This is a genomic window from Stenotrophomonas sp. 96582_Sma, from assembly GCF_056480905.1.
On the sequence record NZ_CM151122.1, the window covers coordinates 1,368,510 to 1,387,723 of the forward strand.

Here is a 19,214-nt window from a genome sequence, read left to right on the forward strand (position 1 = left end):
CGTAGACTGCGGTTCTTTCCCGAGAACCGGCGGTGTCCATGAAGCGCGTGCTCCTGCTGCTGTCCCTGCTGCCCCTGACCGCATTGGCGCAGGCACCCGCGCCGGCCACGCCTGCACCGGCACCCGCGCGCCCCGCACCGGCATCGCCGGCGGCTGCGAAACCGGCCACGGCCGGCGCTCCGGCGTTGACTGCCGCGCAGCAGGCGCAGGTGCAGAAGCAGGATGCGGAAATGGGCGCGGCCGCAGTGAAGGCGGCGCAGCTGGTCGATGCCAACCGCGCAGGCGAGTTGTGGGATGGCGCTTCGGCCGTCGCGCGCCGTGCAGTACCGAAGGCCGCCTTCGTCAGCCAGTTGACTGCCGAGCGCACGCGCCTGGGCGCGCTGGCCGGGCGTGGCCAGCCGACCATCACCCGGGTCAAGTACAGCGCCGGTGCCGCGGTGCCGGAGGGGCTGTACATCAACGTCAGCTTCCCGACCCGTTTCGCCAACAGCGCGCAGCCGGTACGCGAGCTCGTCTCGTTCCGTTTCGACGAGGACCAGGTGTGGCGCCTGGCCGGTTACAGCCTGCGTGCGTCGGCACCCTGAGGAGATGATCGATGGCAACTGAACTGACGATGCTGGCCTGGTCGGTGCTGCTGGGCTTTGTCTACATCTTCGCTACCTCCACCGTGGTCACCCGCGAGCGCGGGATGAAGTGGAATGCCTCGGCGCGTGATGGCGAAGCCAGGCCACTCAGCCCGCTGGCCGGGCGCCTGCAGCGTGCGCAGGCCAACTTCCTGGAGACGTTCCCGTTCTTCGCTGCCGCCGCCATCGCAGTGGTCGTGGCCGGGCGCGGCAACGACACCACGGCGCTGGCGGCGCAGGCCTACTTCTGGGCGCGCGTGGTCTACCTGCCGCTGTATGCCGCGGGCGTGCCCTACGTGCGCAGCCTGGTCTGGGCAGTGTCGCTGCTGTCGATCCTGGCGCTGGTGTTCGCGTTGTTGTGATCCCGGCCTGATCCAGATCAAGGCCGGTCAGGTGCGCGGCGCTATGCTGGCGCGGACTGAATCAACGGCAGGAGGCGCGCATGCGCAGGATGGACGTGGTGGTGGTCGGCGCCGGACCGGCGGGGCTGTGTTTCGCGCGTGCGCTGGCCGGTAGCGGCCTGCAGGTCGGGCTGGTCGAAGTTCAACCGCGCCAGGCCCTTGCCGAGGCCGCCTTCGATGGCCGTGAGATCGCGCTGACCCATGCCTCGCGGCAGAGCATGGAGCAGCTGGGGCTGTGGCAGCGCCTGCCGCAGGCCGAAGTCGCTGAACTGCGCGATGCCAAGGTGATGAATGGCGGTTCGCCGTTCGCGCTGACCTTCGCCAGCAGCCAGGTGGACGGTCAGCCGCTGGGTTGGCTGGTGCCCAACCATCTGATCCGCCGCGCTGCATGGGATGCCGTGCAGGGGCAGGACGGCCTGGAGCTGTTCGACGGGCGCAAGGTGCTGGGCGTGCAGGCCGATGCGCAGGGCCACGTGGTCAAACTCGATGACGGCAGCCAACTTCATGCGCGCCTGCTGGTCGCCGCTGACAGCCGCTTCTCCGCAACCCGCCGCATGCTCGGCATCGGCGCGCAGATGCGCGACTTCGGCAAGTCGATGCTGGTGTGCCGCATGCAGGTTGAGCGTGATCATCACCACACTGCCTGGGAATGGTTCGGCTACGGCCGCACGATGGCGTTGCTGCCGCTCAACGAGGGTCAGGCATCGGCGGTGATCACGCTGCCACCGCGGCAGATTGAAGAACTGCTGGCGATGGATGAGGTGGCCTTCGGTGAGGCCATCGGTGCCTGCTTCGAACACCGCCTGGGCCGGATGCAGCCGGTGGCCACGCCGCAGGCGTATCCGCTGGTTGGGGTGTACGCGCATCGCTTCATCGGCGAGCGTTCGGCGCTGATCGGCGATGCCGCGGTGGGAATGCATCCGGTCACCGCACATGGCTTCAATCTGGGCCTGGCCAGTGCGCAGCGGCTGGCGCAGGGCATCGTCGAACAGCAGCGCCGTGGTGCCGACATTGCCGCTGCCGGCATGCTGGCCAGCTACCAGCGTGGTCACCGGCTGGCGTCGCGGCCGCTGTACGAGGCCACCAATGCCATCGCCAGCCTGTATACCGACGATCGCCGCCCGGCGCGGCTGCTGCGCGCGGCGGGCCTGCGTCTGGCACAAGGCGTGGCACCGTTCAGGCAGCTGATCGCCTCGCACCTGACCCAGCGCGTGGCCTGAACCGGTTCAGATCAGCCCGTTCAGATCAGCCGGCGGCCAGCACCCGGATCTGGCTGTCGGCGAACTCGACCACCTGGCCTGCGCGGATCTTGCAGGCCTTGCGCAGTTCGACTTCGCCGTCGACCCGCACCTGGCCGTCACCGATGACCATCTTGGCCTCGCCGCCACTGGTGACCAGGTCGGCCAGCTTGAGCAGCTGCTTGAGTTCGACGTAGTCACCGTCGAGGTCGAATTCGAGAATCTGCATGGAGCGGGGTTCCTGGGGAAGGGCGCAGCCAGCGGCCGGGCCGGTGAAGAGGGCGCGTATTGTGCGCCAGCTTGGGGCATGACGGTACGCGCACGGCAAGCTGTACGCCTTGTTCAGGATCAATGCGGTATGATTCCGCTCTGAGCGAGTGAAATCTCCTCCAACCGAGCAGCGCCAGGGCACGCGATAAGAAGGGCGCCCAAAGCGCGGACCATCACCTTTTTTATCGCACTGCCAGGAAGACGGCAGTGTCTTCGGAGTTCCCCATGTCCCAAGATTCCCAAGCGCCGCTGCAGTTCGCGCAGCTCGGCCTGTCCGAGCCCGTGATGCAGGCGGTCACCGCCATCGGCTACGAAACCCCGTCGCCGATCCAGGCCGCCACCATCCCGGCGATGCTGGAAGGCCGCGACGTGCTGGGCCAGGCCCAGACCGGCACCGGCAAGACCGCAGCGTTCGCGCTGCCGGTTCTGTCCAACATCGATCTGCAGCAGATCAAGCCGCAGGCCCTGATCCTGGCGCCGACCCGCGAACTGGCCATCCAGGTTGCCGAGGCGTTCCAGTCCTATTCGTCGAAGATCCCGGGCTTCCGCGTGCTGCCGGTGTACGGCGGCCAGCCGTACGGCCAGCAGCTGTCGGCCCTGCGCCGCGGCGTGCACATCGTGGTCGGTACCCCCGGCCGCGTGATCGACCACCTGGACCGCAGCACCCTGGACCTGTCAGAGCTGAAGACGCTGGTGCTGGACGAAGCCGATGAAATGCTGCGCATGGGCTTCATCGACGACGTCGAAGCCGTGCTGAAGAAGCTGCCGGAGCAGCGCCAGGTGGCCCTGTTCTCGGCCACCATGCCGCCGCAGATCCGCCGCATCGCGCAGACCTACCTGCAGGACCCGGTGGAAGTGACCATCGCGGCCAAGACCACCACCTCGGCCAACATCCGCCAGCGTTACTGGTGGGTGAGCGGCATGCACAAGCTGGACGCGCTGACCCGCATCCTGGAAGTCGAGCCGTTCGACGCGATGATCATCTTCGCGCGCACCAAGGCCGGCACCGAAGAACTGGCCAGCAAGCTGCAGGCCCGTGGCCTGGCCGCTGCCGCCATCAACGGTGACATGCAGCAGGCCCAGCGTGAGCGCACCATCGCCATGCTGAAGGAAGGCAAGCTGGACATCCTGGTCGCCACCGACGTGGCTGCCCGCGGCCTGGACGTGGAGCGCATCAGCCACGTGCTGAACTACGACATCCCGTACGACACCGAAAGCTACGTGCACCGCATCGGCCGTACCGGTCGTGCCGGCCGCAGCGGCGAGGCGATCCTGTTCGCCACCCCGCGCGAGAAGGGCATGCTGCGCCAGATCGAGCGCGCCACCCGCCAGCCGATCGAAGAGATGCAGCTGCCGAGCGTTGAAGCGGTCAACGACACCCGCATCAACAAGTTCACCTCGCGCATCAGCGAAACCCTCGGCGCCGGTGGCCTGGACTTCTACCGCCAGCTGCTGGAGCGTTTCGAGAACGAGCAGAACGTGCCGGCCATTGAAGTGGCTGCCGCGCTGGCCAAGATGCTGCAGGGTGACACCCCGTTCCTGCTGCAGCCGCCGGTACGTGCCCCGCGTGAAGAGCGCGCACCGCGCGAACGCTTCGACCGTGGTGACCGCCCGGAACGTGGCGATCGCTTCGACCGCAACGAGCGTGGTCCGCGCTTCGAGCGTGGCCCGCGCCGCGACGACGCCGAAGGTGGCTTCGAGCAGCGTCCGCGCCGTGAGGTTCCGCCACGTGGTGCGCCGGAGCAGGGCATGGAGACCTACCGCATTTCGGTCGGCCACCAGCACGGCGTGAAGCCGGCCAACATCGTTGGCGCCATTGCCAACGAAGCTGGCCTGGAAAGCCGCTTCATCGGCCGCATCGACATCCACGACGACTTCTCGCTGCTGGACCTGCCGGCACAGATGCCGCCGGACGTGCTGTCGCACCTGCAGAAGGTGTGGGTGTCCGGCCAGCAGCTGCAGATGCGTGCGCTGGCTCCGGGTGAAGACACCAACCCGGCCCCGCGTCCGTTCAAGCCGCGCTTCGACAAGCGTGGTCCGGGCGGCCCGGGTGGCCCGCGTCGCGGTGGCCCGGGCGGTCCGGGTGGCCACGGTGGCGACCGCGGCGGTGACCGCGACAGCCGCCCGCCGCGTCGTGACGGCTTCAAGCCGCGCGGCCCGCGCAGCTTCTAAGCCGCACCTGCGGTCCTGAACAACGCCAGCCTCCGGGTTGGCGTTGTCCGTTATGGGCCTGGAAAAGGGGACGGAGGGGATTAAGTCGTTTATGCCCGGCAGTGCGCTTATGCCGAAAACGACTTAATCCCCTCCGTCCCCTTTTCGCATGGCAAACACATTGCCGGTCATAGGCTGGGTCGGTTCCAAGGGAGGTTGTCACCGCAGCACATTCGGGGGGATCCGGGATGGGTAGAAGTGGCACGGACCAGCAGAGCCGGCGGGTGCCGATGACCCGTGGCCTGGGATTGCGCTTTGCGTTGTTGACGGGCATGGCGATCGGGTTGGTCGCGCTGTCCGCGTTGATCCAGGAACTGCAGGCGGCCTCGACGGCCTGGATTGCCGGCCAGGGCTACTGGTCGCGGGGGCAGCAGGATGCGACCGCTGCGCTGAGCCGCTACCTGGCGCGTGGCGATGCGCAGGACCTGGATGACGCGCGCCAGGCCCTGCGGATTCCGTTGGGGGATCTGCAGGCCCGGCTGGCGCTGGAACAGGCGGTACCGGACGAGGAGAAGGCCCGGCAGGGTTTCCTGCAGGGCGGCAACGCGCGCGCCGATATTCCACGCCTGGTGTTCTCGTTCCGCTACGCCCGTGACCTGGGAGCATTCCGCGAAGCCACTGCACTGTGGCGGCAGACCGATGGTGATCTGGAGGCTGTGCAGGCCCTGGTCGCCGAGCTGCAACGGAGGCATGCGGCAGGTGAACTGCCCGTGGCCGACCGCAATCGCTACCTGCAGCAGCTGCGGGATCTCGACCGCCGCCTGCAGGTGCAGGCCCAGGCGTTCTCGCAGGCGCTGCTGAGGATGGCCACCATGGTCCGGATCGCCACGCTGATGGTTGGCGGCCTGTCGGTGCTGGTGATCAGCCTGATGGCAGTGGCGCTGGCGCGTCGCGTCGGCAAGGATCTGACCGAGCACGAGAGCCGCTTCCGCGCGGCCTTCTACCAGGCCAATGTCGGCATGCTGAAGCTCGACACCGATGGCCGCGTGGTCGAGGCCAACCAGGCGATGGCGGATATCCTCGACTACCGGCGCGATGTGCTGCTGCAGATGCTGCTGGGTGACCTGCTGATGGAGGGGGAACTGGTCCTCGACGGTGTCGGCCGCATCGACTGGGACCGGCAGCTGCGGCCGAGCGAGCTGCGTTTCCGGCGGCGCGATGGTAGCCTCGTCTGGGGACGCTGGAGCGGTACCGCGGTTCGCAGCTCGGGCGGTGGATTGTCGGTGTTCGCGATCATCGAGGATGTCAGCCAGAACCATGCACTGGCGCGCGAGATCGAGCATCACGCCAGCCACGATCCGCTGACCGGCCTGATCAACCGCCGCGAGATCGAACGCCTGCTGGAACGCGCGCTGCTGCAGGTCCGGACGGACGGTGGTACGCATGCGCTGTGCTACATCAACCTGGACCACTTCAAGCTGGTCAACGACAGCTTCGGTCATGCCGCCGGCGACCAGATGCTGCGCGGTTTCGCCGACTATCTGGTGGCGGCGGTGCGTGATGGCGATTGGGTCGGCCGCCTGGGGGCCGATGAGTTCGCGGTGTTTCTCGCCCACGCCGGCCAGGATGAAGCCAAGCGGGTACTGCAGCGGGTGATCCGCAACCTGGGCCAGGCCACGTTCCCGATCAGCGAGGGCAGCCCGCAGTTGAGCTGCAGCATCGGCGTGGTCGAGGTCAGTGCCGAGGCGCCGGACGCGAACTGGTTGATGAGCGCCGCCGACAGCGCCTGCTATGCGGCCAAGCAGGCCGGTCGCAACCGTGTGCACTGCTTCAACGAGAACCGCATGGCGCTGGAGGAGCGGCGGCAGGAGGCCGAGCGTCTGCAGGGTGTCAGCCTGGCCATGGCGGAGAATCGCATGCTGCTGTACGCGCAGCGCATCGCCCGCGTGGGCGATCCGTCCTACCTGCATTACGAGGTGCTGGTGCGCATGCGTGGTACCGATGGCAGCCTGCATCTGCCCGGTTGTTGGGGGACTTAGAGATTGAGAACGGGGAAAAAACGGGATGAAACGGGATGAAATGGGACGAAAGCCCCGCGCGGCAAGCGTTTCACCCGTCGAGTGACATCTATTGATAGATAGAGCTCGGTTTGCGAAACGAGCCCCATCTGACCCGATTGGACATCAGAAATGCAAAACGGCCGCCATCGCTGGCGGCCGTTTGATTTGTGTTTAAAGGGGCTTCAACGGGCTGGCGGTCCATCGGGCGGATCGCAGATGTTCTGCAGGCAATCCTCCAGGCCCTTGAGCCTGACCAGCACCTGATCGAGCTGCTCCTGGCTCAGATACTTGAGGGAAGGAACGCCGAGGCGGAACAGATCCCGTTCCACTTCCCGCTGCCAACCATAGCGGGCGGCGAGATCCTGGATCTCATAGCGCGCGCGAGCGCGACGCAGATGCACTGGCATTGCCAGCACGGGGTCCGAAAGCCTTGTCTCCCAATGATTCCGAGGGATCGCGTCCCGCAGAATCGCCCTCAATCTACCTACCAGTTGCCGCTGTTCCTGCATCCTTTGCCCCTGTAACGATCATCCCGACTGTCTGCCGGGCAAACGGCCTTACGTCCGCTTCCGGCAGTCCCTTTTCCAGCAGCTGAGCCAGCAGAACAAGCGCCTCGCCATACTGGGCCGGGGCCAGTACAGCATCCGCGTCATCAAGCGCCTCCTGGAGCAGTTGCGCGGCGATCTTCACAGACGACTGGCTCACTACCTGAGACTGCCGCAAGTCATTGTTTTGACGCGGAATCGTGCCGGAATCCAGGCGTTCATCGCCCAAGCCTGTCAGGAGCCAATTGGCGTTCCAGCCGCCCCGGACAAGCGCGCCCAGCCCATCCGCCCCGATCTCTCTGACGCCCCGCTCCCATCGGCTGTACGTGGTCTTTGACACCCCCAGTGCACATGCCATATCCGCCTGGGTCATCTGCGCCCGAACGGAAACGAGTCGCGCGCCAATTTGCGCCCATTCGGACTTCGCACTTTCGTCGGGTGAAGCGCGAAAGGCTTCGGACGTGTCATTCATAGTTTCGCACTTCCCGTAAGTGTCTGTTTGTAAAGCTAAAAATCATTACGTTTTCCGGATGGGCGCAAAAAGGGAAGTGCGAAGTCCGATTGGACGTTGACACGCGTCCGTTTGGACGTATGATCTGCGCCGTAGACATCACTCAACGGACAGATACGAAGTGTCAGCAACGACTACCCCGAGAAAAGCCAGTCCCGCCAAGGACTGGCATCCCGCCGATGTCGTAGCGGCGCTGCATCGCAAGGAAATCTCCCTGCGGCAGCTCGCACTACTGAACGGCTACACCAACGCTAACAGCCTTAATACAGCACTCCGCCGGCCGTACCCGCAGGCGGAGGCGCTGATCGCCGAGGCCCTTGGAAAGAAGCCCCAGGCCATCTGGCCCACCCGATACGACGCCGACGGTAAACCGAACCGTGGCTCAGGAGGCCGCAAACCGCTGCTGCCCCCCGATGCAAAGCCTAGCAGCCTGCGGACAGGCCGCAATCCACAAATTGGCGCCCCGCAATGAACAGCGCCTCTATCTACCGCTTCCCCCCGGCGCACAGGCGCCCCCACCGAGCAGGAGACGCAAGGATGAATCGTCAGCCCAGCCAGCCCTATGACTTCTTCTTGACCCCACGCCCCTCGGCGCCGGTCAACGGCACCATGGATTACCGCAAATCCGTCAGCATGCTGGTCGGCCAGATGCTGGAGGCCGCGCACGCTGCTGGCCTGGACCGGCACGAAGTGGCCGCACGCGCCAGTCGCCTGACTGGCCAGAACGTATCCAAGGCGATGCTCGACGGCTACACCGCGCCCAGCCGCGAGACGTTCAACATTCCGCTATGGGTTGCGCCCGTGCTGGAAGTGATCTGCGGCGGGACGCTGCTCGCTGAGTGGCAGGCCCAGGTTATCGGTGGCCAGCTGCTGCTGGGCGCCGAAACCTTGGACGTTGAAATCGGCCGCGCCCACCGTGAGCGTGTCGTCGCAAGCCAGCGCCTGCGCCAGCTGCACCGCCTGAGCGTGAGGGCATCCTAATGGCGGACGGCAACATGTCCCCCCGTTCGATGCTGGACCTGGCCACCTTGGCCAGCAGCCTGGGCAAGACCAAGCGAGCCGTCGAGATCCGCGCAAAGCGCGAAGGCTGGGCGTTTGAGGAAAAGGCCACTCGCGGTGGTCGTCGCCGACTGTATGCCGTTGATGCGCTACCGCCAGACGTACAGGCCGCAGCAGTCATTGCCGGCCAGGTCAGCGAGACGCCGCAGCGGGCCGTGGCGGTTCGCCAGGCCAGCGTCGATTCCATCGCGTCCGCATGGAAGCGCTACGAGGCTGTCCCGCAGCACTTGAAGGACGAGGCTGCACGCCGCCTGCGCGCCCTGCAGGCCGTTGAGGCGCTGCAGGCTGCCGGCCATCCGCTGATGGCAGCGCGTCAGATCGTCGCCAGCCAGATGCAGCGCGACCAGGTCGGCGGCGTGAGTGTGGCCAGCCTGGGCCGCTGGGCCGCGCTGGTGGCCAAAGCCGAGAAGCAGCACCGCCTGGCGCTGTTGGTGCCGGCATACGCTGCGACCAAGGCCAAGGCCGAGATTCACGCCGAGGCCTGGGATCTGTTCAAGGCCGACTATCTGCGGGTAGAGGCTCCGAGTGCGCAAAGCTGCTATGACCGGCTGCAGCGCATCGCCGCCACCAAGGATTGGCCCGCACTTCCGTGCGCCAAGACGTTCACCCGCCGTGTTGAGGCAGAACTGCCGCGCGCCGTCCTGGTGATGGCCCGCGAAGGCCAGGAGCGATTCAATCAGACGTTCCCGGCCCAGGAGCGCGACCGCAGCGTGTTCCACGCCCTGGAGGCAGTGAACAGCGACGGCCACAAGTTCGACGTGTTCGCACGTTGGCCGGACGGCACGGTTGCACGCCCGATCATGGTGGGCGTCCAGGATCTCTACAGCGGCAAGCTGCTGGGCTACCGCATAGCCGAAACCGAGTCGTCGGACCTTGCGCGCTTCGCGTTCCGTGACGTGATCGAGCGCTATGGCATTCCCGGCAAGGTCTGGCTGGACAACGGTCGCGGCTTCGCGTCCAAGATGCTGACCGGCGGCACCGCGAATCGCTTCCGATTCAAGGTGAAAGAGGACGATCCGACCGGCCTCCTGACCGCAATGGGCTGCGAGATCCACTGGGCGACGCCGTATCACGGCCAGGCCAAGCCCATCGAGCGCGCCTGGCGTGACCTGTGCGACCGGGTTGCCAAGCACCCGGCATTCGCTGGTGCCTATACGGGTAACAAGCCCGACGCAAAGCCCGAGAACTACGGCAGCAAGGCCATTCCGCTGGATGAGTTCGTGCGTGTCCTGAATGAGGAAATCGCGGCCCACAACGCTCGCGAGGGCCGGCGCACTCGCACCGCTGCAGGCCGGAGCTTTGATTCCGCGTTTGAGTCCAGCTATGCGCAGTCCACGATCCGCAAGGCATCGCCTGAGCAGTTGCGGGAAATGCTCCTGTCCACGGACGTGGTCACCTGTGACCGCCGTGATAGCAGCGTTCGCCTGTCCGGCAATCGGTACTGGAGTGACGCCATCGCCCCGTTTGCAGGTCAGAAGGTGATGCTTCGCTTTGATCCCGAGCATCTGCACCAGGCTGTGCATGCGTACACCTTGGCCAACGTCTACATCGGCCAGCTGGACTGCATCGCCGCCGTTGGCTTCGCCGATACGGGCGCCGCCCGCGAACACGCCAGGGCAAAGAAGCAGTACCGCCAGGCAACACGTAAGCAGCTGGACGCGGAACGCCGGATGGAAGCGGCCAGCGTGGCCAACCAGCTGCCGTCGCCGATGCCCGAATCGCTGCCGCCTGCAGGCGTGATCGCGCCACTGTTCGGTCGTCGGCAGCCGCCGCGCGTACAGGAAGCCGAGCCCGCCGAACGGCTGCGCACCGGCACCGACGACAACGAAAGCGCGTTCGTGTCGCTGATGGATCGCATGCAGGCCCAGCAGCGCCGGAACAGCCTGTGGACCACGCCCGACGGGGAGGCCTGATGCAAAGCAACCCCGCCACCGGCTACCAGCGTCGGCAGGCCTACCTCCAGCGCATTCGCAATGAAGGTTCGCACCCACTTCGCCACCAGGCACAAGCCCGTTTCAGATCCGGCGTAGACACCCGGACCAACCCGAAAGCGACAGCAGCAGGCGGTGGCATCGCCCGCCGCAGATCGAAGCTCGCCGCCCTCAAACGTCCGCCCCTTCCACCCGTTGCCCCGTTGCACCCGCACCAATCCAAGGAACCCAACACGATGAATCTGGCCGTCACCCCGATCACCCCCGAAGAACTGTCACCGGAGCAGCTCGCCGATCTGCGCGACCGTCTGCGTATCACCCTGGAAGAAGACAAGAACCTGAGCCAGGCCCGCTTGGCAAAGGAATCGGACATCAGCAGCGCCACGCTGTCGCAGTTCTTGGGCGGCACCTACGCGGGCAACCAGCAGAACGTGGCTCGCAAGCTGGCCGGTTGGCTCAATGTCCGCGATGAGCGCATCAGCAACGGCAAGCTGCCCGAAGGCCCCGAGTTCGTCACCACGCCGACCAGCGAGAAGCTGCGCGCCGTGCTGCAGTACGCCCACATGGCTGGCGACATCGCAGTGATCGCTGGCGGTGCAGGTCTGGGCAAGACCGTCACGAATAAGCGCTATGCAGCCGTGAGCCCGAACGTCTGGCACGTCGAGTTGACCCCGGCAACAGGTGGCGTCCTTACCTGCCTGCAGGAAATTGCCGCAGTCATGGGCCTGCGCGACCTGGTCAACTCCGCCGCCTACATCCAGCGGGCCATTTTCCAGAAGGTGCGCAACACCAGCGGCCTGCTGATCTTGGATGAAGCACAGCATCTGACCGTGCAGGCGCTGGACATGGTCCGCGCCATCAACGATCAGACCAGCATCGGCCTTGTGCTGTGTGGCAATGATCGTGTCATCACGCAGATGACGGGCGGCAATCGCGCCCCGTTCCTTGATCGCCTGTATAGCCGGGTGGGCAAGCGACTGGTCATTCACAAGGTGGTCAAGGGTGACGCCGACGCGATCATTGACGCCTGGAACATCGCCGACGCTGGTTGCCGCGATCAGATCCGGCAGATCGCCGACCTTCCGGGCGCACTCCGCGTCCTGAACAAGGTGCTGCGCCTTGCCTCGATCTACTCCCAGGCCAAGAACGAGCGGATCTGCTGCGAGTCCATCCGCTACGCGGCCAAAGAACTGGGCGTGCTGGTGTGACCACGTCCATCTCCCATCTCACGGCCGACCTGGTGTCGGCTGTGGGCGGCATCGCCAGGCTGGCATCACCGGATGCACTGCCGGCGCGCTGCCTGATTGTCCAGCGCTGCTATGCGCTGGCCACCCCATTCGATTCGCTGACCATCGGCCAGTTGCTGCAGTGGAGCAATGAAGCCATCGCAAGCGCCGCTCAAACGGCACCAATCGACAACCAGGAGCGTCTCCCGTGACCACCACCGACAAGAACCGCACCGCCATCCAGCACCAGCTGACCGCCGCGCTGGAGGCCATCAATGCCCTGGCCGACAAGGGACTCACGGCTCGTTCCGTCTCGATCACTGGCGCTCGGCCCGTGATCGTGATCGACCGCCCGCGTGGCGATTCGCTGGTGGGCGCCCAGCACATCCGCGAGCGCAAGGGCCAGCTGGTGACCCGCACGAAGATGGCGACCCCATTCCACGGTTGCCAGGTGGAATGGGACGTGTGCCAGTCCACGCCCACCAGTGGGCTGCACTGAGCAATACGCCATGAAGAAGCATGTTCCGTTCCCCAAGTCGCTGCAGCAGCTGCTGCAGCGAATCCTGGAGGCAATCGACCAGGCAGGTGGCTGCATGACGCGCGTCCAGCTGGCCACCACCCTGCACGATGCGCGCCCGCTGGACATCGACGACACCCTGGAGGAGCTGATCGACCGCAACCAGGTCGAACGCCAAGGCAATGATCCGCAGATGCTCTGGCTGGTCCGTGGCTCCACGGGCACCGAGTTTGCTGCCGTGCCGGAGCCCACGCTGGCCGGTTGCGAGCGGTCACTGCACAACGCCCGAGCGCTCGCCGTGGATCGACGCCTGGAAGCCATTGCCCAGGATGTTCTGGACACGGCACTGGATGCCCGCGCTGCCGGCCTGCCAGCGCCCTTGGTGCGACTGCTGATGCAGTGCGATGGCGCCCTCAGCGAAGCCCGTAACCACCTCACCCCGTGATGAACAAGGAAATCCCACCCATGCAAGCTAACGCGATTCCCGAAGGCTACCGACAAGACGCCAAAGGGCACCTGGTCCCAGAACAGCACATCAAGGAGATCGACAAGCTGCGCGATGAGCTGGTGCAGGAGCTCGCTGAACGCGCCCAGGATCTGCACAAGCGCATGGCAGACTTCAAGCGCCATGCCTTCAACAGCATCGCCGCGTTCGTGTCCCTGAGCGCAGAGCAGTACCGCGTCCACATCGGCGGCAAGAAGGGCAACGTCACGCTGGTGGCCTACGATGGCCGATACAAGGTGATCCGCCAGTTCCAGGAGACGATCAAGTTTGACGAACGTCTGCTCGCTGCCAAGGCACTCATCGACCAGTGCCTGGCAGAGTGGACCGAAGGTGCACGCACCGAGATCCGCACCATCATCAACGATGCGTTCCGGGTCGATCAGCAGGGCAACATCCGCACCGGACAGGTGCTGCAGCTGCGACGTCTGGAGATTGACGATCCGCGCTGGCAGGAAGCCATGCGCGCCATCGGCGAAGCCGTCCAGGTCATGGGCAGCAAGTCCTACGTCCGCGTGTACCAGCGGGACAAGGATGGCGCCTATCAGCCCATCACCCTGGACCTGTCGGCGGTGGCACTGTGACCGCGCGCGTTCCTGCCGACCTCGCCGAGCTGGCACTGGCCGTGGCCGATGCGACCGTGCGCGCCGACATCGAGCTGTTTGCCCGCCAGCAGGACATCGAAGGCTTGATGTTCTATGACTTGAGCTGTGCCGATGACCCGCGTTCGCCGGAAGCCATGGGCTACATCCAGCGGGCAGCCGCCTACATCGAGGCACGCGGCGACGTGTTTCCCTGGCGCCTGGTGCGGCACATCAGCGCCCCGACCCTCGTTTGCTTCCGCGATAAGGAGCCTCGCGATGTCGGCGCATAAGAAATCACCACTGAGCACAGAACAGTGGGCGCAAGTCGAGAAGGCACTTGCGACGCCCTACGGCGGTGACGTGGAGCTGATCGCTGATGAACACCGGCTGGTGATCCAGGTACGGCAGATCAAGACGCTGCGATACGCGGTTGTCGTGTTCGTTGATGGGAAGATAAAGCAGGAGTACATGCAGGAAAGCAGCCCCATCGGCGCCAAGTTCTACCGCCCCTCTAGAATCTGCATCTATAGCAGGGCTCAGCAAGCGCGGATGGTCAAGAGCCTGGGCAAGCGTCGCACTGCCACTATGGTCAAGCAGGGAACGGGAACAATCTACGATCCAGGCTGGCCTTCGGCAGCTGCCCTGCGCCGTCACCTCAGCCGCACCTGCACAAGCATCGAGCTGATCCGCGCTGGATGGTCCGCACGGGTGCCGGAGGGTCACCTATGAAGCCTGCAACCGACCCGCTGCGCCGCGCACAGATCGCCAAGATCAAGGTTGCGCAGAAGGAGCTCGGCATGGATGAGGCGGGCTATCGCGCGCTCTTGCAGCGCGTGACAGGCAAGCAGTCATCCACGCAGATGTCGCCGAGCGAGCGCGATGCGGTGCTGGCTGAGCTGACCCGCCTTGGCTGGAAGGCCAAGCCGGGCAAGCCTCACCCGGACCGCCCGAAAAACACGGACCAGGTGCCGATGCTGCGAAAGGTGGAGGCGCTGCTGGCCAGCGCCAAACGTCCCTGGAGCTACGCGCACGCAATGTCAGTGCGCATGTTTCAGGTGGACCGCCTGGAGTTTCTCAAGCATGACCAACTGCACAGCCTGATTGCTGCGCTACAGATCGACTGCAACCGGAGGGAAGGATGAGCAACACCGTAAGCGACGCCGAGCGGGAACAGGAGCGGGAGAAGGCCACCGGCGAAGCCCTGCGCGTAACCTTCGAGCGTATCAAGGCGCTCCCGCCGACGCAGGTGATTCAGTATCTGACCAGCGTTGCGCTGGTCGGAATCGAACTGCTGCGCGCCAATGGACGAGAGGATGCGTATGTAAGGGAGTTTCTGGAGGGAGCCCTGGCCGCCCTGGATGCCCCGCCCATCTTCACGTTGAAGGATCTGCGGACGCACCAATGAGAGCCACATGTCCCGATTGTGGCTGCCAGGGCCACATCAATGCGTTTCTCCTGGAGGAGGAAGGCAAGCGCCTGGCGGTTACCGTGGCGGCAATGCCGCCCGAGCTTGGCCGAGCGGTGCTGGCCTATCTGGGCCTGTTCAAACCGGCCAAACAGGGCCTGCGAATGGGGCGCGCGGTGAAGCTCGCCCAGGAAGTGGCCGACCTGGTCGCCTCTGGCACGGTCTGCAAGGACGAACGCGGCGGCATCCGCCGCCCGGCGCAGGTTCGTCACTGGGTGGCAGGCATCGATCAAATGCTGGTGGCACGACCGAACCTGACCCTCCCGCTGGAGTCGCACGGCTACCTGCGTGCGGTCGTGTTCGGCTTGGCCGACCAGGCCGATGCAGCCGCTGAGCGTGAACGAGAAGAACACGCCCGCGCAGGCCGGCACCTGGGCACCACGGCACGCGTCAATCCTGGTGCTGGCGAATCCAGGCTGGATCAGCGCTTGGCCTGGATCAGCCAGATGGTATCGCTGGGCCAGATGTCCGACGACGATGCCGAGCGCGAGCGCGCAGAGGCGCGCGAGAAGTACGGAGAACACTGATGATCGAGCAACGCGATTGGGTCGGAACACCGGACGCCGATGCAGCCGCCGAGCTGATCGCGGCCGCACCGCTGGATCTGACCGAAAAGCAATGGGAGGGCACCCTGGTCGCGTTGGTCGCGGTCATGGAAGCTGCGTTCCGTCGCGCCGGTCTGGATGAAGAACAGGCCACCAGGCTGGCCCTTGCCGGCATGCTGGCGCAAGCCGAGTATGCTGGCGGCCGTCAGATTTACATCCCGCAGGGGATGCGCCTTCGTAATGCCCTGCGGGACGCCGAAATCTACCGCAAGGCCAAGCGCGGTAACATTGCGCAGCTGGTGACCGAGTATGGCCTTACAGAGGTTCGGGTCTACGAGATCATTCGTCAGCAACGCCAGCTGCACCTTGCCAGAGTGCAGCGGAATTTTGACTTCTAAGGAGCGGCAGCGTGATTAAGTGGATGGGTGCGGCGGCATTGGGCCTTGTCTTGGCTTCCGGCACGGCGTGTGGCAGCAAGGACAAGGCGCTGGTAGCTGAAGCTCAGGACGCGGTGAAGCAGCTACTGAAAGATCCAGGATCTGCGGAGTTTCGCAAAGTCTCTGTTGTTCAGCTGCGCACGCCGGCCGGCCCAGCTCCCATCGTCTGCGGTGAATTCAATGCAAAGAATGGATTCGGCGGGTTTGCTGGATTCGAGCCCTTCGCCTGGCACCCGGACGGAACGCTGCTGACGAAGGCTGCGTTCCCCGGTACAGATGAGGTTACGCTTGACGGCGCAATTCAAGAGCTTTGTACGGGCAACCTGGTCAAGTAGCAGTTTCCCGGCTCTCACCCCTGACAAACGCCCCGCCTTGCGGGGCGTTTTCATTGAAGCACTTTAGTCCCTGTCCACTTTCGCGCGCGCGGAAGCTGTGTGCACCGGGGGACGGTCAACGTGCGCAGCACGGACGCACCCCGCTTACCCAAACAGCGGAGTGCACATGGAACCCAACAATCGCCGTACCCGAGCCATCGCCTACCTCGGCTCGCTCTTCGACCGCATCGGCTACATCTGGCTGTGGCTGGCGCTGAGCCTGTTCCTGCTGGCCAGCGTGGCCATCCTCAATCCCATCCTGGTGGCCTCCTACGCCTGGGCAGCGGCCAAGCTGACGATGGCAGCAGTAATCGGTCACGGCGTTGACCTCACCCTGTTCCGTGGCGCCGATCCCAGGTATCTCGATGGCATCGAGAAATCCATGGCGCAAACGCGGAGAGCGACGCTGATCGCCGCGACCATGATCGCGGCAGGGTTGATCGGATGACCCGGCACGGCCGCCCCGATCCTGGCCTGCGCCTGGCCATCGCGGTCTGCCTGGTGCTTGTGGCCCTCGCAACGTGGGCCATCTGCGGCAAGGCAGAAGCTGCACCCGCCCGCGCAATCGTCAAGGTTGCCCCCGCATCCGCCTTGTATCGGCATCGCGTGGAACAGGCAGCGTCCCGCGCATGGGGCGTCAATGCGAGCTCCGCGCGCCTGGCCGCACAGCTGCACCAGGAGTCCGCGTTTCGGGCTGATGCGCGCTCACCTGTGGGTGCCCAGGGAATCGCCCAGTTCATGCCGTCCACGGCGCGCTGGATCGCCACGATCTATCCGACCGACCTGGCTGGATTCGATCCTTGGAACCCGCAGCAGGCCATCCTGGCTGCCGCCCTGTATGACCGTTGGCTATTCGACCGGGTCGCCGAGTACAGCCAGGGGCGTATGAGCAGCTGCAGCCGGTGGGCCTTTACTTTCCGCGCCTACAACGGCGGTGAAAAGGCGCTCAACCGCGAGCGGGCGCTGGCGTACACCAGCGGTGCGGATGCAAACGACTGGCGGGCTGTCGAGCCGTTCCGCGCCCGAGCAGAGTGGGCGCACAGAGAGAACACCGGCTATCCGAAACGCATCCTGCTGACACTGGAGCCGGCATATCTCGCAGCCGGTTGGACGGGGGTGGCCACATGCCCCTGATCGCAGACCCGACCCGCCCCTATCGCTTCCTCTCGTTGCTGTTGGTGCTGTGCCTGACCGTTGCCGCGTTGCTCGGCATCGGGTTTGCGACGGGGCATCGCTGGGCAGCCGGATCAGCGGCCATCGAGCAGCGCGAGGGCCTGGAGCTGCAGCTGCGCCAACTGCAGCAGTCGGCCAAGACGCTGCAGACCCAATCGGCCCAGGCAACCGCCAATTACTACCGCGCAACCCAGCGCCTCAACCACATTGCCGAGCTCCAGGAGCTGGACCGTGAGAACCAACGTCAATTCAACCTGCAGCAGCAAGAGGCGCTCGCTTCGCTCCTGCGTAATCGCCCTGATCTGCGCACTGGTCGCGCCGGGGCTGATGTCCTGCAGCACTGGAACCGCAGTAACGCAGGCGCCGCTCCCCCAGCCGCCCGCCCCGCCGATGCCGGCAGCGCTCAAGGCCGAGTGCCCGGAGCTGCCAGCAGCCAAGGACGATCTCTGGGAAACCCTGCTGGGGAATCACGACCAAGTCGCGGCGCTGTACCACGACTGCCGCAACCAGCAGCGAAGGCTGACGCAGGCAGTGTCGGACTGGGAGGCGACCGCCTGGGGCTGGTACTGCACAGCGGTCACCCAGCTGCAGTTGCCCGTGGAGGCCTGTGCCCGTGAAGGCGGAACCCACGATCAAGGTCGCTGACCTGACCCGCTTGCGGAACGAGTACGAGCAGATGGCTCGCGATGCCGAAAGCGGCAGCAGGCAGCCAGGCAACGCAGGGCTCATCAACCGAGGGCGCGTGGCCACGCTTCGTGCCGTGGCGGTGGACCTGACTGAAATCATCCAAGGCAAGAGGCACCCGAGTGGCAGACGACGCTGACCAGGCCGACGTAGTAACCGAACGCGCCTGGGATCGTTTCAGGCTCAGCCGCCCGCAGTTCACCCCTCAACCAACGCCCAAGCCGATGCGCGATACCGAATGCGAGGAGTGCGGCGCCATCGTCCCAGTCGGTCGCCTGCAGGCAGTGCCAGGCACTCGCCATTGCACCGCCTGCGCAGGCGCAGGATTCCGCCCATGATCGCCGCCGCCGCATGGGATGCGTCAATCGTGGTTGGGCTGTTGGTGCTGGTTGCTGGACTGGTCGCGCTCAACCTCCTGGTCGGTGTGGTGCTGTGGTGGCGCCACTCCGGCCTGGCTGATCGAGTCACGAAACTAGAGGTTCAGCACGCACACCACCTGACCCACAAGGAAACCGGCGAACTGTTTGACCGAATTGCCCGATTGGAGGGCATGGCAGCCGCCACCAATCGCATGCTCGAAACCGTCCAAGAACACCTCATGGAGAAAGACTGATGTCCCACAAGACCTTTGCGGAGCGCCACCGCGAGGACCGCCGCCTGGTGTTGCTGCGGCTGCTCTCGGAACAGAACGGCTACCGCGCCAACAGTTCGGTCCTGCATGCCGGCCTCAACGTCCTGGCCGTGGCCGCCAGCCGCGATGACGTGCTGACCGACCTGACCTGGCTGAGCGAGCAATCGCTGGTGCGCGTTGATGAGCCCGTGCCGGGCGTGATGGTTGCTGAGCTGAGCGCTCGCGGTCACGACGTTTCGCGTGGCATGGCCAGTGTGCCCGGTGTCAGCCGCCCCAGCCCCCGGTAA

General features: G+C 65.4%; 29 protein-coding genes and 1 pseudogene. 26 read left to right on the top strand and 4 right to left on the bottom strand.

The window, feature by feature from the left end:
* Positions 1–38 precede the first annotated feature (38 nt).
* The 3 genes from ACZK2R_RS06315 to ubiM all read left to right on the top strand — a co-directional run bounded on the left by ACZK2R_RS06315 (position 39) and on the right by ubiM (position 2,244).
* Positions 39–584, top strand: coding sequence for a DUF4019 domain-containing protein (locus ACZK2R_RS06315; RefSeq protein WP_032128358.1), 546 nt, complete (start codon positions 39–41; stop codon positions 582–584).
* An 11-nt stretch (positions 585–595) separates the two neighbouring features.
* Positions 596–985, top strand: a complete 390-nt coding sequence (locus ACZK2R_RS06320; protein ID WP_032128357.1) for an MAPEG family protein — start codon at positions 596–598, stop codon at positions 983–985.
* Between the two features lie 80 nt (positions 986–1,065).
* Positions 1,066–2,244 (top strand): 5-demethoxyubiquinol-8 5-hydroxylase UbiM, encoded by a 1,179-nt coding sequence (gene ubiM / locus ACZK2R_RS06325; RefSeq protein WP_125893800.1) that lies wholly within the window; start codon positions 1,066–1,068, stop codon positions 2,242–2,244.
* A 25-nt stretch (positions 2,245–2,269) separates the two neighbouring features.
* Here ubiM and ACZK2R_RS06330 read toward each other — a convergent pair whose 3' ends face one another.
* The gene (locus tag ACZK2R_RS06330) at positions 2,270–2,491 is read right to left on the bottom strand and encodes an RNA-binding S4 domain-containing protein (protein WP_010486399.1); all 222 of its coding nucleotides are present in this window, start codon (positions 2,489–2,491) and stop codon (positions 2,270–2,272) included.
* Between the two features lie 266 nt (positions 2,492–2,757).
* Between ACZK2R_RS06330 and ACZK2R_RS06335 the strand changes: the two genes are divergently transcribed.
* Positions 2,758–4,704, top strand: a complete 1,947-nt coding sequence (locus tag ACZK2R_RS06335) for a DEAD/DEAH box helicase (protein WP_032128355.1) — start codon at positions 2,758–2,760, stop codon at positions 4,702–4,704.
* A 227-nt stretch (positions 4,705–4,931) separates the two neighbouring features.
* Positions 4,932–6,707 (top strand): annotated as a pseudogene (locus ACZK2R_RS06340) (diguanylate cyclase domain-containing protein); the annotation flags it as partial.
* Positions 6,708–6,925: 218 nt separating this feature from the next.
* Here ACZK2R_RS06340 and ACZK2R_RS06345 read toward each other — a convergent pair.
* On the bottom strand, positions 6,926–7,150 hold the full coding sequence (locus tag ACZK2R_RS06345; protein WP_159054949.1) for a hypothetical protein: 225 nt from the start codon (positions 7,148–7,150) through the stop codon (positions 6,926–6,928).
* 73 nt (positions 7,151–7,223) lie between these two features.
* A complete protein-coding gene (locus ACZK2R_RS06350) occupies positions 7,224–7,760 on the bottom strand; it encodes a helix-turn-helix domain-containing protein (RefSeq protein WP_478487879.1) in 537 nt (178 codons plus the stop codon).
* Between the two features lie 160 nt (positions 7,761–7,920).
* On the opposite strand from ACZK2R_RS06350, the gene ACZK2R_RS06355 reads away from it, so the two are divergent.
* The 17 genes from ACZK2R_RS06355 (at position 7,921) to ACZK2R_RS06435 (ending at position 17,573) form a co-directional block, all read left to right on the top strand.
* On the top strand, positions 7,921–8,271 hold the full coding sequence (locus ACZK2R_RS06355; RefSeq protein ID WP_180837778.1) for a helix-turn-helix domain-containing protein: 351 nt from the start codon (positions 7,921–7,923) through the stop codon (positions 8,269–8,271).
* 65 nt (positions 8,272–8,336) lie between these two features.
* Positions 8,337–8,780: a hypothetical protein gene (locus ACZK2R_RS06360; protein WP_049436648.1), complete on the top strand. Its 444-nt coding sequence runs from the start codon at positions 8,337–8,339 to the stop codon at positions 8,778–8,780.
* Positions 8,781–8,794: 14 nt separating this feature from the next.
* Positions 8,795–10,771, top strand: coding sequence for a transposase domain-containing protein (locus ACZK2R_RS06365; protein ID WP_478487881.1), 1,977 nt, complete (start codon positions 8,795–8,797; stop codon positions 10,769–10,771).
* Entirely contained in the window at positions 10,771–11,997 is a 1,227-nt protein-coding gene (locus ACZK2R_RS06370; RefSeq protein WP_100049994.1) for an AAA family ATPase, read from the top strand. The genes ACZK2R_RS06365 and ACZK2R_RS06370 overlap by 1 nt, the downstream gene beginning before the upstream one ends.
* Positions 11,994–12,227: a hypothetical protein gene (locus tag ACZK2R_RS06375; protein ID WP_049436651.1), complete on the top strand. Its 234-nt coding sequence runs from the start codon at positions 11,994–11,996 to the stop codon at positions 12,225–12,227. The genes ACZK2R_RS06370 and ACZK2R_RS06375 overlap by 4 nt, the downstream gene beginning before the upstream one ends.
* Positions 12,224–12,514: a hypothetical protein gene (locus ACZK2R_RS06380; protein WP_049436652.1), complete on the top strand. Its 291-nt coding sequence runs from the start codon at positions 12,224–12,226 to the stop codon at positions 12,512–12,514. Before ACZK2R_RS06375 ends, ACZK2R_RS06380 begins: the two co-directional genes overlap by 4 nt.
* A gap of 10 nt (positions 12,515–12,524) precedes the next feature.
* Complete coding sequence (locus ACZK2R_RS06385; protein WP_180837781.1) at positions 12,525–12,977, top strand: hypothetical protein; 453 nt, start codon at positions 12,525–12,527, stop codon at positions 12,975–12,977.
* Positions 12,977–13,618: a DUF3164 family protein gene (locus ACZK2R_RS06390; RefSeq protein ID WP_478488027.1), complete on the top strand. Its 642-nt coding sequence runs from the start codon at positions 12,977–12,979 to the stop codon at positions 13,616–13,618. Before ACZK2R_RS06385 ends, ACZK2R_RS06390 begins: the two co-directional genes overlap by 1 nt.
* Positions 13,615–13,908 (top strand): hypothetical protein, encoded by a 294-nt coding sequence (locus ACZK2R_RS06395; protein WP_180837782.1) that lies wholly within the window; start codon positions 13,615–13,617, stop codon positions 13,906–13,908. Before ACZK2R_RS06390 ends, ACZK2R_RS06395 begins: the two co-directional genes overlap by 4 nt.
* Positions 13,895–14,347 carry a hypothetical protein gene (locus ACZK2R_RS06400; RefSeq protein WP_478487883.1) on the top strand — a complete coding sequence of 151 codons (453 nt, stop codon included), beginning with the start codon at positions 13,895–13,897 and terminating at the stop codon, positions 14,345–14,347. The genes ACZK2R_RS06395 and ACZK2R_RS06400 overlap by 14 nt, the downstream gene beginning before the upstream one ends.
* Positions 14,344–14,760: a gp16 family protein gene (locus ACZK2R_RS06405; RefSeq protein ID WP_197572984.1), complete on the top strand. Its 417-nt coding sequence runs from the start codon at positions 14,344–14,346 to the stop codon at positions 14,758–14,760. Before ACZK2R_RS06400 ends, ACZK2R_RS06405 begins: the two co-directional genes overlap by 4 nt.
* On the top strand, positions 14,757–15,023 hold the full coding sequence (locus ACZK2R_RS06410) for a hypothetical protein (RefSeq protein ID WP_478487884.1): 267 nt from the start codon (positions 14,757–14,759) through the stop codon (positions 15,021–15,023). Before ACZK2R_RS06405 ends, ACZK2R_RS06410 begins: the two co-directional genes overlap by 4 nt.
* The gene (locus ACZK2R_RS06415) at positions 15,020–15,610 is read left to right on the top strand and encodes a hypothetical protein (RefSeq protein ID WP_128987852.1); all 591 of its coding nucleotides are present in this window, start codon (positions 15,020–15,022) and stop codon (positions 15,608–15,610) included. The genes ACZK2R_RS06410 and ACZK2R_RS06415 overlap by 4 nt, the downstream gene beginning before the upstream one ends.
* Entirely contained in the window at positions 15,610–16,026 is a 417-nt protein-coding gene (locus ACZK2R_RS06420) for a Mor transcription activator family protein (protein ID WP_312392116.1), read from the top strand. Before ACZK2R_RS06415 ends, ACZK2R_RS06420 begins: the two co-directional genes overlap by 1 nt.
* A gap of 11 nt (positions 16,027–16,037) precedes the next feature.
* Positions 16,038–16,400 (top strand): hypothetical protein, encoded by a 363-nt coding sequence (locus ACZK2R_RS06425; protein WP_478487885.1) that lies wholly within the window; start codon positions 16,038–16,040, stop codon positions 16,398–16,400.
* Positions 16,401–16,566: 166 nt separating this feature from the next.
* Entirely contained in the window at positions 16,567–16,887 is a 321-nt protein-coding gene (locus ACZK2R_RS06430; protein WP_180837787.1) for a hypothetical protein, read from the top strand.
* A complete protein-coding gene (locus ACZK2R_RS06435) occupies positions 16,884–17,573 on the top strand; it encodes a transglycosylase SLT domain-containing protein (protein WP_478487886.1) in 690 nt (229 codons plus the stop codon). The genes ACZK2R_RS06430 and ACZK2R_RS06435 overlap by 4 nt, the downstream gene beginning before the upstream one ends.
* A 113-nt stretch (positions 17,574–17,686) precedes the next feature.
* On the opposite strand, the gene ACZK2R_RS06440 is transcribed toward ACZK2R_RS06435, so the two are convergent.
* Positions 17,687–18,019 carry a hypothetical protein gene (locus ACZK2R_RS06440; RefSeq protein ID WP_478487888.1) on the bottom strand — a complete coding sequence of 111 codons (333 nt, stop codon included), beginning with the start codon at positions 18,017–18,019 and terminating at the stop codon, positions 17,687–17,689.
* Between ACZK2R_RS06440 and ACZK2R_RS06445 the strand changes: the two genes are divergently transcribed.
* From ACZK2R_RS06445 to ACZK2R_RS06460, 4 genes are all read left to right on the top strand, one after another.
* A complete protein-coding gene (locus ACZK2R_RS06445) occupies positions 18,003–18,257 on the top strand; it encodes a hypothetical protein (RefSeq protein WP_478487889.1) in 255 nt (84 codons plus the stop codon). The two genes, ACZK2R_RS06440 and ACZK2R_RS06445, sit on opposite strands and share 17 nt — an antisense overlap.
* Positions 18,258–18,520: 263 nt before the next feature.
* Positions 18,521–18,634 carry a TraR/DksA C4-type zinc finger protein gene (locus ACZK2R_RS06450; RefSeq protein ID WP_425507543.1) on the top strand — a complete coding sequence of 38 codons (114 nt, stop codon included), beginning with the start codon at positions 18,521–18,523 and terminating at the stop codon, positions 18,632–18,634.
* The gene (locus ACZK2R_RS06455; RefSeq protein ID WP_219630898.1) at positions 18,631–18,909 is read left to right on the top strand and encodes a hypothetical protein; all 279 of its coding nucleotides are present in this window, start codon (positions 18,631–18,633) and stop codon (positions 18,907–18,909) included. Before ACZK2R_RS06450 ends, ACZK2R_RS06455 begins: the two co-directional genes overlap by 4 nt.
* Entirely contained in the window at positions 18,909–19,214 is a 306-nt protein-coding gene (locus ACZK2R_RS06460) for a VpaChn25_0724 family phage protein (protein ID WP_049436663.1), read from the top strand. The genes ACZK2R_RS06455 and ACZK2R_RS06460 overlap by 1 nt, the downstream gene beginning before the upstream one ends.